This is a genomic window from Streptococcus sp. oral taxon 431, from assembly GCF_023115445.1.
GTDB lineage: Bacteria > Bacillota > Bacilli > Lactobacillales > Streptococcaceae > Streptococcus.
Map to the genome: position 1 here is coordinate 81,713 of NZ_JALDUI010000006.1, position 18,255 is coordinate 99,967.

14 protein-coding genes are annotated in these 18,255 nt (G+C 41.4%); 11 read left to right on the plus strand and 3 right to left on the minus strand.

Features of this window, described 5'->3' with window-relative positions:
* The first annotated feature begins 110 nt into the window (after positions 1-110).
* From M1R56_RS05210 to folK, 7 genes are all read left to right on the plus strand, one after another.
* Positions 111-5,105, plus strand: a complete 4,995-nt coding sequence (locus M1R56_RS05210; protein ID WP_248034842.1) for a G5 domain-containing protein — start codon at positions 111-113, stop codon at positions 5,103-5,105.
* Positions 5,106-5,408: 303 nt separating this feature from the next.
* The gene (locus M1R56_RS05215; RefSeq protein ID WP_248034843.1) at positions 5,409-5,945 is read left to right on the plus strand and encodes a hypothetical protein; all 537 of its coding nucleotides are present in this window, start codon (positions 5,409-5,411) and stop codon (positions 5,943-5,945) included.
* Between the two features lie 374 nt (positions 5,946-6,319).
* Positions 6,320-7,519, plus strand: a complete 1,200-nt coding sequence (locus M1R56_RS05220) for a phosphoglycerate kinase (protein ID WP_001096781.1) — start codon at positions 6,320-6,322, stop codon at positions 7,517-7,519.
* Between the two features lie 323 nt (positions 7,520-7,842).
* The gene (folP, locus tag M1R56_RS05225; protein WP_248034844.1) at positions 7,843-8,793 is read left to right on the plus strand and encodes a dihydropteroate synthase; all 951 of its coding nucleotides are present in this window, start codon (positions 7,843-7,845) and stop codon (positions 8,791-8,793) included.
* Between the two features lies 1 nt (position 8,794).
* Complete coding sequence (locus M1R56_RS05230) at positions 8,795-10,093, plus strand: folylpolyglutamate synthase/dihydrofolate synthase family protein (RefSeq protein WP_248034845.1); 1,299 nt, start codon at positions 8,795-8,797, stop codon at positions 10,091-10,093.
* A 1-nt stretch (position 10,094) separates the two neighbouring features.
* A complete protein-coding gene (folE, locus tag M1R56_RS05235; protein WP_248034846.1) occupies positions 10,095-10,649 on the plus strand; it encodes a GTP cyclohydrolase I FolE in 555 nt (184 codons plus the stop codon).
* Positions 10,650-10,689: 40 nt separating this feature from the next.
* A complete protein-coding gene (folK, locus tag M1R56_RS05240; protein WP_248034847.1) occupies positions 10,690-11,502 on the plus strand; it encodes a 2-amino-4-hydroxy-6-hydroxymethyldihydropteridine diphosphokinase in 813 nt (270 codons plus the stop codon).
* A 42-nt stretch (positions 11,503-11,544) separates the two neighbouring features.
* Here the strand turns inward: folK and M1R56_RS05245 are convergent, their stop codons facing one another.
* Entirely contained in the window at positions 11,545-11,862 is a 318-nt protein-coding gene (locus M1R56_RS05245; protein ID WP_000885928.1) for a DUF960 domain-containing protein, read from the minus strand.
* A gap of 205 nt (positions 11,863-12,067) precedes the next feature.
* On the opposite strand from M1R56_RS05245, the gene ccpA reads away from it, so the two are divergent.
* On the plus strand, positions 12,068-13,075 hold the full coding sequence (gene ccpA / locus M1R56_RS05250) for a catabolite control protein A (protein WP_248034848.1): 1,008 nt from the start codon (positions 12,068-12,070) through the stop codon (positions 13,073-13,075).
* Between the two features lie 303 nt (positions 13,076-13,378).
* Here ccpA and M1R56_RS05255 read toward each other — a convergent pair whose 3' ends face one another.
* Positions 13,379-14,341: an asparaginase gene (locus tag M1R56_RS05255; protein ID WP_248034849.1), complete on the minus strand. Its 963-nt coding sequence runs from the start codon at positions 14,339-14,341 to the stop codon at positions 13,379-13,381.
* Between the two features lie 65 nt (positions 14,342-14,406).
* On the opposite strand from M1R56_RS05255, the gene M1R56_RS05260 reads away from it, so the two are divergent.
* Positions 14,407-15,798: a Cof-type HAD-IIB family hydrolase gene (locus M1R56_RS05260; protein ID WP_248034850.1), complete on the plus strand. Its 1,392-nt coding sequence runs from the start codon at positions 14,407-14,409 to the stop codon at positions 15,796-15,798.
* 223 nt (positions 15,799-16,021) lie between these two features.
* On the opposite strand, the gene M1R56_RS05265 is transcribed toward M1R56_RS05260, so the two are convergent.
* Positions 16,022-16,474, minus strand: a complete 453-nt coding sequence (locus M1R56_RS05265; protein ID WP_000194258.1) for a universal stress protein — start codon at positions 16,472-16,474, stop codon at positions 16,022-16,024.
* Between the two features lie 145 nt (positions 16,475-16,619).
* Here M1R56_RS05265 and M1R56_RS05270 point away from each other — a divergent pair, with 145 nt between their 5' ends.
* Both M1R56_RS05270 and M1R56_RS05275 read left to right on the plus strand, forming a co-directional pair.
* Positions 16,620-17,459, plus strand: coding sequence for a metallophosphoesterase family protein (locus M1R56_RS05270; protein ID WP_248034851.1), 840 nt, complete (start codon positions 16,620-16,622; stop codon positions 17,457-17,459).
* A gap of 71 nt (positions 17,460-17,530) precedes the next feature.
* Complete coding sequence (locus tag M1R56_RS05275) at positions 17,531-17,968, plus strand: Rrf2 family transcriptional regulator (protein WP_248034852.1); 438 nt, start codon at positions 17,531-17,533, stop codon at positions 17,966-17,968.
* The last annotated feature ends 287 nt before the right edge of the window (positions 17,969-18,255 follow it).

The window sequence follows — 18,255 nt, forward strand, 5'->3', positions numbered from 1 at the left end:
CTAAATATCGTAAAATAAAAATGACCTGTTCTGTGTATTTTTTGGAACAGCTATTTTTTTAATTCAAAAATAAAGCGCTTACTTTCAGGAGAAAGTCAAAGGAGAAAAAGATGAAGAATCCATTTTTTGAAAAACGTTGTCGCTATAGTATTCGAAAATTGTCAGTGGGTGCCTGCTCATTGATGATTGGTTCAGTTCTATTTGCAGGTCCAGCTTTGGCTGAAGAGTCTGTCGTTCCAGAAAATGGGACAACAACTACAGCAGTAGCTTCGGAGCAACCGTCAACCACTACTCCAGCAGAAGCAACTACACCAGCACCAGAAGTATTGAAAGAGCTAGAAGCAAGGGAAGACAAGGCAAGTGAGCAACCAGTTTCAGAAGAAAAACCAACCTTGGACCAGTTGACTGCAACTGATAAGGAAGCAACTAGCCCAGCTGCTGAAACTCCTAAGGTTGAAGAAACGCCTGCTACTACAGAAAATAAGGCTGAAGAGAAAGCAACTGTTTCAGATGTTCCTAAGAAAGAAGAAAAAAGTCTTCGACCAAAAGAAATTAAGTTTGACACATGGGAAGATTTGTTGAAATGGGAACCAGGTGCTCGCGAAGACGATGCTATTAACCGCTCTTCAGTAGAACTAGCCAAGCGCTATCGTGGACACGTGGTTAACGAAAAAGCTAATAAGGACGCTAAGGTTGAAGCTCTTGCTAACACTAACTCTAAGGCTAAAGACCATGCTTCTGTAGGTGGTGAAGAGTTTAAAGCCTACGCTTTTGACTACTGGCAGTACCTAAATTCTATGGTCTTCTGGGAAGGGCTAGTCCCAACTCCAGACGTGATTGATGCTGGTCACCGTAATGGTGTTCCTGTATTGGGTACCTTATTCTTTAACTGGTCAAATAGCATTGCAGACCAAGAAAAATTTGCTGCAGCCCTTCAACAAGACGAAGACGGAACTTTCCCTATCGCTCGTAAGTTGGTTGATTTGGCTAAATACTATGGCTTTGATGGCTACTTTATCAACCAAGAAACAACAGGTGATATCGTAACGCCTCTTGGTAAGAAAATGCGTGATTTCATGCTTTATACCAAGGAATATGCAGCTCAAGTCAATCACCCAGTCAAATATTCTTGGTATGACGCCATGACCTATGAATATGGTCGTTATCATGAAGATGGACTTGGTGAATACAATTACCAATTCATGGAAAAAGAGGGAGACAAGGTTCCTGCGGATCATTTCTTTGCCAACTTTAACTGGACCAAAGAGAAAAATGATTACTCTGTAGCTATGGCCAAATGGCTAGAACGCAGTCAGTATGATGTTTTTGCAGGTTTGGAATTGCAACAAGGTGGTTCCTACAAGACAAAAGTGAAATGGGATGCCCTTCTAGATGAAAATGGCAAGCTCCGCTTATCACTTGGACTCTTTGCACCTGATACTATCACGAGTCTTGGTAAGACAGGCGAAGACTACCATAAGAATGAGAACATCTTCTTTACAGGTTATCAAGGAGATCCAACTGGTCAAAAACCAGAGGACAAGGACTGGTACGGGATTGCCAACCTCGTAGCTGACCGCACACCAGCAGTTGGACGTAGCTTCACAACATCCTTTAACACTGGACATGGTAAAAAATGGTTTGTAGACGGTAAAGTCTCCAAGGATTCTGAATGGAACTATCGTTCTGTATCAGGTATCTTGCCTACATGGCGCTGGTGGCAAACATCATCAGCTGCTAAACTCCAAGCTGACTATGACTTTGAAGATGCCTACAATGGAGGAAATTCACTTAAGTTTGCGGGTGATTTAGCTGAAAATACCAACCAAGATGTTCGTCTCTACTCTACAAAACTGGAAGTAACAGATAAAACGAAACTCCGTGTCGCCCATAAAGGTGGTAAAGGAAGCAAGGTCTATGTAGAATTTGCGACTCAGAAAAACTATACTTATGGTGGCGAGAATGCTCGTAAAGAGCTCACTCTATCTGACGATTGGACAAAAGACGAATTTGACTTGAGTGCCTTGGCAGGTCAGACCATTTACGGTATCAAACTTACTTTTGAAAATACTGCTGCTCTTAAGGATTACCAATTTAACTTGGGTGAGTTGACAGTGTCAGATAATCAAGAGGCACCTCAAGCACCAACTGCTCTTAAAGTAACCAAACAATCTCTGAAAAATGCCCAAGAAGCGGAAGCCATTGTTCAATTTACAGGTAACAAGGATGCTGACTTCTATGAAGTTTATGAGAAGGATGGCGATGCTTGGCGTCTATTGACAGGATCATCTGCCACTACAATCTACCTACCAAAAGTTAGCCGTTCAGCTAGTGCAACTGGTACTAGTCAAGAGTTGAAGGTTGTCGCAGTTGGGAAGAATGGACTTCGCTCTGAAGCAGCAACTACAAACTTTGAGTGGGGAATGACTGTCCAAGATACAAGCCTTCCAAGACCATTAGCAACAAACATCGTTCCAGGAGCGACTGTTATCGGAAGTACCTTCCCAAATACAGAAGGTGGAGAAGGCGTCGAAGGAATGTTGAATGGTACCATCACCAGCCTATCTGACAAATGGTCTTCTGCTCAGTTGAGTGGTAGCGTTGATATCCGTTTGACACAACCACGCCGTGTTGTTAGATGGGTCATGGACCACGCAGGAGCTGGTGGAGAGTCTGTTAATGATGGCTTGATGAACACCAAAGACTTTGACCTTTACTACAAAGATGAAGCAGGCGAATGGAAACTAGCTAAAGCTGTTCGTGGCAATAAAGCCCATGTTTCAGATATCACCCTTGATAGCCCAATCACTGCGCAAGACTGGCGCTTGAACGTCATCATGTCTGACAATGGAACACCGTGGAAAGCCATTCGTATCTACAACTGGAAGATGTATGAAACTCTTGATACGGAGAGCCAAAACATTCCAATGAGTAAAGTTGCAGCGCGTGTTCTAACTGATAATAAGGTTCAACTAGGATTCTCAGAAGTTCCTGCTGGGGCAACCATCACAGTCTATGACAAGGCAGATTCACAAACTCCAATCGCTACCTTAAATACAGCAGTTGGAGGGGATCTAGCGACAAATCCATTGAGCTTTGAAAAACGTCCAAGTCTTCTTTACTACCGAACACAATTGCCAGGGAAAGAAATCAGTAATACTCTTGCTGTAACAATTCCTCAGGATGAAAGAAAGATTAAGGCTGTCAGTCTAGAAGCAGCACCTAAAAAGACAACTTATCAAGGTGGTGAGGAATTGAATCTTAAAGGTGGTCTTCTCCGTGTCAAATACGAAGGTGAAGAAGCAGATGAAGTCATCAACCTTAGTCATGCTGGTGTTGTAGTCAACGGCTACGATGCTCACCATCATGGCGAACAAGAGTTAACAGTAACCTATCTTGGTCTTCCAGTTGCAGGAAGCTTCAAGGTTCAAGTGACAGGTGAAGAAGCTGGTCCAAAAGAAGTCGCAACCCTGTATATTAGTAAACAACCGAAGATTGATTACTTTGTAGGCGATGCTCTTGACTTATCAGAAGGACGCTTCAAGGTCTTGTATGACGATGAAACTGAGACAGAACATAGCTTTACAGACCAAGGAGTCGAAATTACAGGTTATGATTCTCAAAAAACAGGCCGTCAAAAACTTGAGTTGCACTATCAAGGACAAACTGTCGACTTTGATGTTCTAGTATCACCTAAGGCAGCCATTAATGACGAATATCTGAAACAAGAAATCACATCTGCTCAAGGACGCAAAGAAACATTAGCTTATACATTTGCTGATGCAGAAAAACAAGCAGCTCTTGTTGAGAAGCTTGCTGCAGCAAAAGCTATTTTAGAAAACCACGATGCTAGTCAAGAAGCAGTCAACCAAGCCTTGAATGACTTGAAACAAGCTGGTACTGAATTGGATGGCAATCAACGTTATCAAACTGCTAGAGAAGAATTGGAAAGCTTACTCGAATCTGTCCTTGAAAAAGATCCTCAATCTGAGTTGATTGCGCAAGCTGAGACTTTATTATCTTCACAAATGCCAATTCCAGAAGCCTTTGCGGACATGAAAGAAAAGCTGAATAAGAAACTAGCTCCTGCAGAAGAAAGCCACCATGTGGGTAGCTTAGAAGAAGGAGAAACTGCGCCAACAGTTGAAGCACTACCTGAGTTAGTGGTTGAAACAGAAGCTCAAGCCTTCGAGCGTCAAGAACGTCCGTCAGGAGACCTCTTATTGGGTGAACGACGTCTTGTTCAGGCGGGAGCAGAAGGACAAATCCGTCACTTGATTAAAGTGGATGCCAAAGGCAACCGTACTCTTCTTCAGACAGAAGTCGTCAAGGAAGCCGTGGCAGAGATTACTGAGGTTGGTACTAAGATTGAAAGTAGCACTCAACCGCTAGACGGTTCTGGAGATCTTGTTCTCGAAAAACCAGAATTGGAAGTGAAGGAAGAAGCCGTAGCCTTCAAACACCAAGAGCGTCCGACAGCAGACCTTTTACTAGGTGAACGCCGTCTGGTTCAAGCTGGTGAGGCTGGGCAAATCCGTCACTTGATTGAGGTAGATGCTAAGGGGAGTCGCAAACTTCTTAAGACAGAAGTCGTCAAGGAAGCAGTGACTGAGATTATTGAAGTTGGTACCAAAGTAGAAAGCCGTGTTCAGCCACTAGAAGGAGTCAAAGATTTGACAATTAGCAATCCAGCATTGGTGATTGAAGAAGAAAAAGTTGCATACGGCCATGAAGAACGAGTAAATCCTAGTCTTCAAGCAGGTGAACGCCGTCTAGTTCAAGCTGGAATGGAAGGCCTTCGTAGAAATCTTGTAGAGATTGATTCTGAGGGACATCGCAGTCTTAAGAGGACAGAACTTGTCAAAGAGCCAGTAACTGAAATTGTTGAAGTTGGTACAAAAGTGGCTGAAATTCCAACTGAAAAACCAGTCGCACCTGTTCAAGTGATTCAAACGACTAAGCAGGAAGTTTCAAAAGCTGAAAAACCTGAAGGAAAACAACTTCCAAGTACGGGTGAAGAAGTAGATGCAAATCTCCTTGCTTTAGGCTTGGTTGGAGTTCTAGGTGGCTTTGGACTACTCGCTCAAAAGAAAAAAGAAGACTAAGTAAAACTTCTTAATTGACCGTGTGATAGGACAAACATGTTTATGATAGATGAATTCAAAACTGGATAATACCTCCGAAAGTTTGAAACAACAATAGTTTAAAAGGCAAGGACCATCATTTTTGGCTCCTGCCTTTTTGCATTCTTAGAATGTTTGTGTTAAGATTTTTATTATTTTAAAAGAAACCTTGTAATGAAATGTTTGCATGTTCTGCTTTTAAATTTTTTGGTTGTTTCTGTTTATAGAGTTATTTCTAGTAACTCTCATCAAGAATTGGTTTGGGAATAAGAAAGGAAAAAGAAGATGAAATTGTTAAAAGGAGTCATTGCTGTAATCATTGTAGTAGTGAGCCTTGGCTTAGTAGTATTTATAGGAGCGAGTATGTATGCTGTTACCACTATCAATTTGCTATCTAACTCAGTCTATTATGCGCAACGGATGCCTCATAAGGAGGGGATAGAACCCGACTTAGTCATGTTGATTGAAAACATGGGGGAGATTTATACTCCGAAAATTGAAGGTATTCGCTATGATGATGATGGAGCGAATTTTATCGAAAATTCTATCGATTCAAGTGGTAATCCTACCAGTTTTGGTGAGTTTGATGGAGGTTATGGCTACAGTGATAAAAACGATGTGTCCTATAAGTTTGATAAGAATTTTGAGCTTGAGTGGGCCCTCGATAAAGAGTATAAAGAAATTGATCTTGCAACAATTGATGAAAAAAAGATAAAAGGAGAGATTAGAGAGACCCTTAAACCCATCCTTGATGTACAATCTAAGCCCGTGTTCAATCTTCAGTGGTTGTTTAATATGAAGTATCAGGACAGGTTTAATTAGAAATGCAGATAGGTCTTTAAATTGAAATTAAACTGAATAAAAATGATTCAACTCTTAGCCATGCGATGTTGATATTTCTGAGAGTTTTTCTATCGCAATGCAAAACTTTCAAAATAGATTTTTAAAAATTGAACGGTTTCTGAAGAGTTAGTTCAAAAAATAAAGACACAACTCCAGACAGTAGCTCTTTCTCTATAAATGAGCAACATACCATAGATGAAGATAAAAACAGTGAGGAATTTTCACAGAGAGTAAAGATTGAGTTTTAATTACTGGAGAGACCTATTTCAAGATAAAAGTTTAAGGTTTTGCTATCTCTTTTATTGATTTTGTGATATAATTAACACGTAAAAAAAATTAAGGAGTCTTTCCAAATGGCAAAATTGACTGTTAAAGACGTTGAGTTGAAAGGGAAAAAAGTTCTCGTTCGTGTTGACTTCAACGTTCCTGTAAAAGATGGCGTGATTACTAATGACAACCGTATCACTGCAGCTCTTCCAACTATCAAGTACATCCTTGAACAAGGTGGACGTGCGATTCTTTTCTCTCACCTTGGACGTGTAAAAGAAGAAGCAGACAAAGCTGGTAAATCACTTGCTCCTGTAGCTGCTGACTTGGCTGCTAAATTGGGTCAAGAAGTTACTTTTCTTCCAGGTGTAACTCGTGGTGCTGAATTGGAAGCAGCTATCAACGCTCTTGAAGATGGACAAGTTCTTTTGGTTGAAAACACTCGTTTTGAAGATGTTGACGGTAAGAAAGAATCTAAAAACGATCCTGAACTTGGTAAATACTGGGCATCACTTGGAGATGGTATCTTCGTAAACGATGCATTCGGTACAGCTCACCGTGCACACGCATCTAACGTTGGTATCTCAGCAAACGTTGAAAAAGCAGTTGCTGGATTCCTTCTTGAAAACGAAATTGCTTACATCCAAGAAGCTGTTGAAGCTCCAGAACGTCCATTCGTGGCTATCCTTGGTGGTTCAAAAGTTTCAGACAAGATCGGTGTTATCGAAAACTTGCTTGAAAAAGCTGATAAAGTTCTTATCGGTGGTGGTATGACTTACACATTCTACAAAGCACAAGGTATCGAAATCGGTAACTCCCTTGTAGAAGAAGACAAATTGGATGTTGCGAAAGCTCTTCTTGAAAAAGCAAACGGCAAATTGATCTTGCCAGTTGACTCAAAAGAAGCTAATGCATTTGCTGACTACACTGAAGTGAAAGACACTGAAGGTGAAGCAGTAGACCCAGGATTCCTTGGTTTGGATATCGGTCCAAAATCAATCGCTAAATTTGATGAAGCATTGACTGGTGCGAAAACAGTTGTATGGAACGGACCTATGGGTGTATTTGAAAACCCAGACTTCCAAGCTGGTACAATCGGTGTGATGGACGCTATCGTGAAACAACCAGGCGTTAAATCAATCATCGGTGGTGGTGATTCAGCTGCTGCAGCGATCAACCTTGGACGTGCAGACAAGTTCTCATGGATTAGTACGGGCGGAGGCGCTTCAATGGAACTCCTTGAAGGTAAAGTATTGCCAGGTTTGGCTGCACTTACAGAAAAATAATTTCAGCCCGTAAGTCTCTGCAAAATCCTGATTTTGTAGAAAAAGGAACAAAACTGAAACGTTAACAAAAAGGTGGCTCTGTCACCTTTTTGTGTTAGTGGAAGTATTTGTGACGCGGTGGTGGAGCTTCAATGGAACTTCTTGAAGGTAAAGTTCTTCCAGGACTTGCAGCATTGACTGAAAAATAAGAATATAGAAAAAGGAGGACTTAGGTTCTCCTTTTTTTGCGCTCTTTTAAAGTTAAAGAGTACTGAGGGATAATTGGACAGAATCCAAAAAAAACAGTAAAATAGAGGAATACCAATCTAAATGAAATTTGAGTGATGAACGTGGAAAAAAGAGAGAATCTTACAAAAACAGCTATTTGCGGTATTATCAATGTTACCCCAGATTCTTTTTCTGACGGGGGCCAATTTTTTGCTATTGAAGAAGCCTTGAAGCAGGCTAGAAAATTGATAGCTGAAGGTGCCACTATCTTAGATATCGGTGGGGAATCCACTCGACCTGGAAGTAGCTATGTAGAGATTGAAGAGGAAATCCAGCGTGTGGTACCAGTCATTCAGGCTATTCGTCAAGAAAGTGATGTTCTGATTTCGGTCGATACTTGGAAGAGTCAGGTGGCAGAAGCAGCTTTAAATGCTGGTGCCAATATAGTCAATGACATTACAGGCCTTATGGGTGATGAGAAGATGGCAGAGGTGGTTGCTAAGGCTGGAGCTCAGGTAGTCATCATGTTTAATCCAGTTATGGCACGTCCTCAGCACCCTAGTTCACTTATCTTCCCTCATTTTGGATTTGGAGAGCCTTTTACAAAAGAAGACTTAGCAGACTTTGAACAACTATCAGTTGAAGAATTGATGTCAACTTTCTTTGATCGTGCTCTAGTAAGAGCGGAAAAAGCAGGGATTTCGAAAGAAAACATCATGCTGGATCCAGGGATTGGCTTTGGCTTGACCAAAAAGGAAAATCTCATCCTCCTACGTGATCTTGGAAAATTGCACAAAATGGGCTATCCTATCTTTTTAGGAGTCTCTCGCAAGCGCTTTGTCATCAATATCCTTGAAGAAAATGGATTTGAAGTAAATCCAGATACTGAAGCTGGTTTCCGAAATCGTGATACGGCTTCGGCTCATGTGACCAGCATTGCTGCTAGACAAGGTGTGGAAGTGGTGCGCGTGCACGATGTAGGCAGCCACAAGATGGCAGTCGAGATTGCGTCTGCTATCCGTCTGGCAGACCATGCGGAAAATTTAGATTTGAAACAATATAAGTAAGATGAATAAAAACGAAACGAATCAGTGGATTGCCCACTACCGGACAGACCAACCGCACTTTGATTTGGAAAGAATGGTAGAGCTTTTAGCTTTACGAGGCAATCCCCATCTTAAGCTTAAGGTTATCCACATTGGTGGAACCAATGGCAAGGGCTCTACTATAGCCTTTTTGAAGAATATGCTGGAAAAGATGGGGCTAAGAGTTGGAGTCTTTAGCTCACCCTATCTGATTCATTATACCGACCAGATTGCCATTGATGGGGAATCTATTCCAGAAGCAAGATTAGAGTCCTTGATGGCGGATTATCGTTCACTACTTGAAGGTGAACACGCTCCTACCTTACAAGGAACGACAGAATTCGAGATTATCACTGCCATAGCCTATGACTATTTTGCTTCTGAGCAGGTCGATGTGGCGATTATGGAAGTTGGTATGGGCGGACTTTTGGATAGCACTAATGTCTGTCAACCTATTCTAACAGGCATCACGACTATTGGGTTGGACCATGTAGCGCTTTTAGGGGATAGCTTGGAAGCCATCGCAGAGCAGAAAGCAGGGATTATCAAACAAGGAATTCCTCTAGTGACTGGTCACATTGTCCCAGAAGCCTTGGCTGTGATAGACCAGATTGCAGAGGAAAAACAGGCTGCTAGAATTGTTTATGGAAGAGATTATCAGGTAAGCTATCATGAGAGTATTGTCACTGGAGAGGTATTTGACTATACAAGTTCTGTTAGACAAGGTTGCTTCCAGACAGGATTGCTTGGTTTGCACCAGATAGAGAATGCTGGAATGGCTCTAGCCTTGTTAGATAGCTATTGCCAAGCGACTGGTCGAGAATTGCCAGATAATGCTTTAGTGGCTCAAGCTTTGGAAGAAACAAGATGGCCTGGACGCTTGGAAGTTGTTTCTAGAGAACCCTTGATGATTTTGGATGGAGCACACAATCCTCATGCTATCAAGGCATTGTTGGCTACCTTGAAAGAACGATTTGCGGATTATCATAAGGAAATCCTCTTTACTTGTATCAAAACCAAGGCCTTGGAGGATATGTTGGACTTGCTAGAAACCTTGCCCGGTACTAAGATTACGCTAACTCATTTTGAGGATAGTCGGGCGACGGATGAAAAAGTCTTGAAAGAGCTGGCTGATTCTAGAAATCTCAACTACCAAGATTGGCAAGAATTTCTAGATCAAAAATTATCAGAAAATGAAGAGAAAAAAACAGTTAGGATTATCACGGGTTCATTATACTTTTTAGCCCAAGTGAGAGCCTACCTAATGGAGGGGAAGAATTAGAATGGATACACAAAAGATTGAAGAAGCTGTAAAAATGATTATCGAGGCAGTTGGTGAGGATGCAAATCGCGAAGGCTTGCAGGAAACACCAGCCCGTGTCGCTCGTATGTACCAAGAGATTTTTTCAGGTCTTGGGGAAACTGCTGAAGAGCACCTGTCAAAGTCCTTTGAGATTATCGATGACAATATGGTAGTGGAAAAGGATATCTTTTTCCATACTATGTGTGAGCACCACTTCTTGCCATTTTATGGTAAAGCGCATATTGCCTATATCCCAGATGGCCGTGTGGCAGGCTTGTCTAAGCTAGCTCGTACTGTGGAAGTTTACTCTAAAAAGCCACAGATTCAAGAGCGTTTGAATATCGAAGTTGCTGATGCCTTGATGGAGTATTTGGGTGCTAAGGGAGCTTTTGTTGTCATCGAAGCAGAGCATATGTGTATGAGTATGCGTGGTGTTCGAAAACCAGGAACTGCGACCTTGACTACAGTAGCTCGTGGTCTATTTGAGACAGATAAGGATCTTCGGGATCAGGCTTATCGTCTGATGGGACTATAAAAAATCCGCGTCAAGCGGATTTTTCTAGAAAGGATTAGTTATGGATCAACTGCGAATTAAAGACCTAGAAATTTTCGCCTTTCATGGACTCTTTCCTAGTGAGAAGGAACTGGGGCAGAAGTTTGTCGTTTCAGCCACCCTATCCTATGATATGACCAAGGCTGCGACAGACTTGGATTTAACTGCTTCTGTCCATTACGGAGAACTTTGCCAGCAATGGACGACATGGTTTCAGGAAACGAGTGAGAATTTGATTGAAACAGTAGCCTACAAACTAGTAGAGCGTACTTTTGAGACCTACCCTATCGTTCAAGAGATTGAGCTGGAACTTGAAAAACCTTGGGCGCCTGTCCATTTACCACTAGATACCTGTTCAGTAACCATCCACCGTCGCAAACAGCGTGCCTTTATCGCTTTAGGAAGCAATATGGGGGATAAGACGGCTAATCTCCAGCAAGCGATTGACAAAATGCAAGCTCGTGGCATCTACATTCTCAAAGAGTCTAGTGTGATTAGGACTGAACCTTGGGGTGGTGTGGAGCAGGATAGCTTTGCCAATCAAGTCATTGAAGTGGAAACCTGGTTGCCAGCTCCAGTCTTGTTAGAAACCTTGTTGGCTATTGAGGCAGAAATGGGTCGGGTCAGAGAGGTTCATTGGGGACCTCGCATGATTGACCTGGATTTGCTTTTTGTAGAGGACCAGGTCATCTATACAGACGACCTCATCTTGCCTCATCCTTATATTGCTGAGCGCCTCTTTGTTTTAGAGTCTTTACAGGAAATAGCTCCGCATTTTATTCATCCAACACTGAAACAACCGATTCGGCACTTGTACCAAGGATTGAAAAAATAAGAAAACTCTAGTTTCCTAAGTAGATAGAGGAGACTAGAGTTTTTAAAATAGGTCATTTTCTTCTGGTAGGAGAATGGTTTCCTTCCCATCCATATCCATGACCAGAACTTTAGGTGGATAGAGTGGGTCAAAGGGATGATTGAAGTCGAAGTCAATCGTTGTTGGTAGATGTTGACTAGAAAAACGAAAAGTGATGGAGCCTTCATGATTCAAAAGTCGAAATTCCAATTCATCTTCTAGCTCAAAAACATGCTTTAAAAAATGATCGATTATATACCAGATTGAGTCGATAACATCGTCGGGTAAATTGGTCACCACACCGAAACTGGCACATCGTCTATGAGAATCTGTAAAAGCCATCCCTATCTCCTAATTGATTTTTTTATTATCATACTGCAAACTGCTAGAAAAATCAAGAAAAGTCAACTACCTTTAAAAAGATGAGAATGATTTTGAAATTTTTTCAACGAATCTTCATCAAACGCTTGAAAATGCTTACAATTAGTGGTAAAATGAGAACAGTGGAATCATGAAAACAAAATTTTCAAAGTAGAAAGGAAACGGAATGAACACAGATGATACAGTAACAATTTATGACGTTGCCCGAGAAGCGGGAGTGTCAATGGCGACTGTCAGCCGTGTTGTCAATGGCAATAAAAATGTTAAAGAAAATACTCGAAAGAAAGTCTTAGAGGTTATTGAACGTCTAGATTATCGTCCTAATGCAGTAGCACGTGGTCTAGCAAGCAAGAAAACGACAACAGTTGGAGTCGTCATTCCAGATATCACAAATACTTATTTCTCTGCCCTTGCTAAAGGGATTGACGATATCGCGGAGATGTACAAATACAACATCGTCCTTGCCAATAGTGATGAGGATGATGAAAAGGAAGTATCTGTGGTCAATACTCTCTTTTCTAAACAGGTGGATGGCGTTATCTTCATGGGTTATCATTTAACTGAGAAGATTCGCTCAGAGTTTTCACGCTCACGCACACCTGTCGTTCTTGCAGGAACAGTAGACGTAGAACACCAACTTCCAAGTGTCAATATTGACTATAAACATGCTACAGTTGATGCAGTCCGTCATCTTTTGAAGCGAAACAAAAAAATTGCCTTCGTTAGTGGACCATTAGTGGATGATATTAATGGCAAGATTCGCTTAGCTGGCTACAAAGATGCCTTAAAAGAAGCGGGAATCAACTACAGTGAAGGTCTTGTTTTCGAATCAAAATACCGTTATGACGATGGCTATGCCTTGGCAGAACGTTTGATTTCTTCTAAAGCAACAGCAGCGATTGTAACAGGAGATGAACTGGCAGCAGGTGTGTTGAACGGACTTGCTGACAAGGGAGTTTCTGTACCAGAAGACTTTGAAATTATCACCAGTGATGATTCGCAAATCGCGCGTTACACTCGTCCAAACCTAACCACCATTGCGCAACCTTTGTATGACCTCGGTGCTATTAGTATGCGTATGTTGACAAAGATTATGCATAAGGAAGAGTTAGAAGAGCGTGAAGTTCTTTTGCCACATGGTTTGGTAGAACGTCATTCAACTCGTAAAGATTAACAAGAAGAGGTCGGGATAAAAATCCCGACCTCGCTTTTTAGTAGCAGAAACTTTTTGGTCAATAGTTCAAGCATTAAGTTGGTGGTTGGAAGCTCTCGGAGTGAACTAGAAAACAAGACTTGATCTAGTAATTTCTATCTCACCGACTTTTTTATACTCAATGAAAATCAAAGAGCAAACTAAGAAACTAGCCGCAGGTTGCTCAAAGCACTGCTTTGAGGTTGTAGATGAAACTGACGAAGTCAGTAACCATACCTACGGCAAGGCGACGTTGACGAGGTTTGAAGAGATTTTCGAAGAGTATTATCCTTCCATATAGGCTCGTAATTCCTCTCCTCTAAGGCCAGCATTGATAGCAATGAGGAGTTTGAGACGGGCCTTTTGAGCGTTTAACTCTTTGACAAAGAAAACACCAGCATTTTGCAGGCAAACGCCACCTCCCTCGTAGGCATAGACAGGTTCGGCAATCCCGTTAAAACAACGAGAGACCAAGGCGATTGGGAGTCCTTCTTGGATAAGGGCGTTCAATTTTTGTGCTGTTTCCTTGGGAACATTTCCAGCACCAAAAGCCTGAATAATAAGTCCATCCAGTTGATCAACGGGAAGTAAATCGAGGAGTTCTTCTGTCATACCGGCATAGACAGGGATAATAGGGACCAAGCCTTGAATCTTATCTAGGTCAAAACGAACACGGGGTTCAGCTGTTTTAAAGTAGAGAATCTCGTGTTTCATGATGAGCCCAAGAGGGCCGTGGGTTGGCGTTTGAAAGGTGCTAACATTTGTCGTGTGCGTCTTGGTCACATACTTAGCAGCGTGAATCTCGTCATTCATCACGACCAAGACACCCTTATCAGCAGCCTTATCGTCACTCGCGACGCGTAGGGCACTGAGATAATTGTAGACACCATCGCTTCCAAGTTCGTTGGAACTACGCATGGCCCCTGTTAGTACGATCGGTTTGTGAGGAACTTCCATAGTGTCAAGGAAATAGGCAGTTTCTTCCAAGGTATCTGTCCCATGTGTAATCACGAAACCGTCATAATGATCAGCCTCTTCTTTAATTTTTTGATAAAGAGCCAGCATATGCTTGGGTTTAATATGGGGACTTGGCAGATTAAAAAAGTCGAGAGCATGGACTTCAACTCCCTCAAGTGGATTGGATACATGATTCATAGGGTTGTCTTGACTAGTCACAACAGCGCCAGAGTCATCGGCTTGCATGGAAATAGTACCACCCGTATGTAAAACAAGGATTTTCTTAGGCATGATTTACTCACTCTTTCTGAAATGTGGTATAATCATTGTATCACAAAAGGGGAGATTGAGGTAGGATGGAAGTCAAAGCTGTTTTTTTTGATATCGATGGAACACTGGTCAACGATCGCAAGAGTGTTTTGAAATCCACTAAGGACGCGATTAAGATTGTGAAGGACCAGGGAGTGCTTGTTGGAGTAGCGACAGGGCGAGGACCTTTTTTTGTTAAGGATTTAATGGATGATTTAGATCTGGATTTTGCCGTAACCTATAACGGCCAATATATCTTTAATAAAGACAGAGTCTTGTTTACAAGTCCTCTTTCCAAATCTCATTTACGGCAGTTGATAGCCTATGCTAAAAAAGAGGGCAAGGAAATTGCTTTGGGGACCAAGGATGCCATGCTGGGTTCAAAAATCATGTCTTTTGGCCTAGGTTCTTTTTCACAAAGAGTGAGTCGTTTTGTCCCCTCTATGTTGACTCGTACAGTTAGTCATTCCTTTAATCGAATGGTGAGTAAGGTCGTTCCTCAAAAGGAAGAAGATCTGCTCCAGTTGATGAATCAGCCCATTTATCAAGTTTTGATGCTAATGACGCCAGAAGAATCTGAGAAAGCAGCAGCTGATTTTCAAGACTTGAAATTGACTCGTAGCAATCCTTTTGCAGCCGATGTCATAAATCAAGGAAATTCCAAGCTAGAAGGAATTCGCCGAGTCGGAAAAGAGTATGGTTTTGATCTCAATCAAGTCATGGCATTTGGTGACTCTGACAATGACCTAGAGATGCTGGCGGGTGTTGGGATGTCAGTCGCTATGGGCAATGGTAGTAGCAGTGTCAAGGAAGTCGCTAAGCATATTACAACCAGCAACCAGCAAGATGGGATTCATAAGGCCTTGGAACATTTTGGTGTTTTGGCTTCAGAAAAAGTCTTTGTCAGCCGTGATTACCATTTTAATAAGGTCAAGACCTTCCACCACATGATGGATGAACGAACTCAGGAAGAGCCACAAGCTTGGGACTTAGAAGATGCAGCCCATAGAGCAGGATTTAAGATAGAAGAATTGGTGGAATTTGTTAGAGCTGCTAGCTCTTCTGAGGAAGACTTCGAACAGGCAATCGGACAGTTACACCAAGCTCTTGATCAAGCAGCAGAGAAAGTAGTCAAGAAGACACCTGCTAAGCAAGATTTGGTAGGACAAGTAGATGCCTTGATAGACACCCTATACTTCACCTATGGTAGCTTTGTTTTGATGGGGGTGGATCCAGAGCGGATTTTTGACATTGTCCATCAAGCAAATATGGGTAAAATGTTCCCTGATGGAAAAGCTCATTTTGACCCAGTGACCCACAAAATCCTAAAACCAGATGACTGGGAAGAAAAATACGCTCCAGAACCAGCCATTAAAAAGGAAATTGAGCGTCAGATAAAGGCCTATGAACGCCACAAGGAAAGAGCTGATAAGAAGTAGGCGGTAGGAAAGGAAGACTTGAATGATGTTTTTATTTCCTAGCTCCAACTACGACATCAACAATTTATAATTGGTTGAATCTAGAATAGTACACTACGAATTCTAAAAAAACTTCTAGAAATTAAGTTGGCTTTCCCAATCTCTTTGTTCACATCTTAATTCAATCTATTATATAAAAAAGAAATGAGGTTAGGAGAAAAATCCCAACCTCATTTCTTTTTTATTACAAAGTTTTATCCTTATCTCTGACGACGAGAAGATCAACGCTGGTATGGCGTAGGATATATTCTGATGAAGAACCAACTAGCAGACGCTCAAAGGCATTGAGTCCTGTTGCTCCAACTAAAATCAAATCAACCTTTTCTTTGTCTGGAATTGTTTTAGCTAAGAGAGTTTTAGGATTTCCCATCTCAATAACAACTTTAATGTCTGTGAGCCCAGCATCTTTTGCACGCTTTTCATATTCAGCCATCAAATCGTTGGCCTCGACTTGCAATTCTTCGTAAACTTCGGCATCAAATGTTGAGATGCTTTGAAGAGCACGTGTGTCAATGACATGAGCAATAGTTAGTTTTGCCTGGTTACGCAGTGCTGAATGAACCCCTTTGATGAAAGCCAAGTCAGCTTCCTTAGAACCGTCAACTGCTACCATGATATTTTCATAACGTTGTGTCATAGCAAAAACCTCCTCATTCTTATTACCTTCATTGTAGTCCTTTTCACTAAAAAAGTAAAGTAAAAAACGATAGAAAAGATAGGTGCTTTTTGACTTTGACTTGGAGTTTGTTATAATAAAAATAGAAAAGCTAAGAGGAAAAGATATGACAAAAATCGCAGTATTATCAGATATACATGGCAATACAACAGCCTTAGAGGCTGTTCTGGCAGATGCCCAGAAGGCGGGGGTTGATGAGTATTGGCTCTTAGGAGATATCCTCATGCCTGGAACAGGACGAAAAAATATTCTCCAGAGATTGGACACTTTACCCATTACTCTTAGAGTTCTGGGAAATTGGGAAGATAGTCTTTGGCGAGCCTGTCATCGCAAGTTAGATGAAAGCAGACCGAGCCATCGCTATCTCTTGCGCCAGTGTCAGTATATTATGGAAGAAATTAGTAGCCAAGAGATTGAGGCACTGCAGGACTATCCTTTGCAAGTGCATCGCCAGTTTGGAGATCTGAAGCTAGGGATTAGTCATCACTTGCCTGATAAAAACTGGGGAAGAGAGCTGATTCATCTTGGTAAGCAAGAGGATTTTGATCGTCTTGTCACCAATCCAGATTGCGATATTGCCATTTATGGTCATATCCATCAGCAGTTTCTTCGTTATGGTAGTGGTGGCCAGCTTATCCTGAATCCAGGTTCGATTGGGCAACCCTTCTTTTTATCTGGGAATTTACGCAAAGACTTGCGGGCCCAATACATGATCTTAGAATTTGACGAAAAAGGTTTAAAAGATGCTGATTTTCGTCGTGTCGATTATGATATTGAGGCAGAATTACAGCTAGCCAAAGACTTACAATTACCCTACTACCAAGTTTATTATGAAAGTTTGGTTAATGGGATTCACCATACCCACAATCAGGACTTGTTGCACGAAATCGCTCAGAGTCAAGGACATGATGTTGAATTGGATGACTGGCTTAGTGGTAACTCTTGACATTACAACTAGAAGAGATATAATAAACTTAAGAAAAGAAGGAACTAATCTGACGAAAAAAGGAGAAGAGGATGCAAATTTCAAGCCGATTTACCATTGCGACCCATATGTTGATCATCATTGCCCTAAAAGGGAAGGAAAGCAAGGTGACTAGTGATTTTCTAGCTAGTAGTGTTGGAGTCAATCCTGTCATTATCCGTAAGACCTTATCTCAACTGAAAAAGGCGGAGTTGATCTCAGTTGCGCGTGGAACTGGTGGAGCAGAGATTATCAAAAATCTTGAGGATATCAGTCTTTTGGATATTTATCAAGCGGTCGAATGCCTTGGAAAAACTGGACAACTCTTTAGTTTTCATGATAATCCCAATCCAGCCTGTCCAGTTGGCGCAAATATCCACGGGGTTTTAGATGAGAAATTACAAAAGATTCAGCTAGCCATGGAGCAGGAGCTGAGCCAAACCAGTCTTGCTCAAGTGGTGGCAGATGCAGAAGCAAGGATGGAGAAATAAGAGCTTCTAGAAAGAGGCAGAACCTAGACATACCCTATCAGTAATAAAAAAATTGTCCTTATAGAGGTTGGATACTATATAGTAAAAATTCTTAGAAATGTTGACATAATGCTATTTTTAAGAGTTTTTTATTTTCTCTAGTAAAAGAAAGAGATTGAAGCAAATTGATCAAAATGAACCTTTTTTTAAATCTGAAGAGGAGAGACACAAACATAATTTTAGTAGAATATTGAGTATAAATCTTTCCACAATAAAACGCATATTATCAAGTTTTTTTAAACATCTGA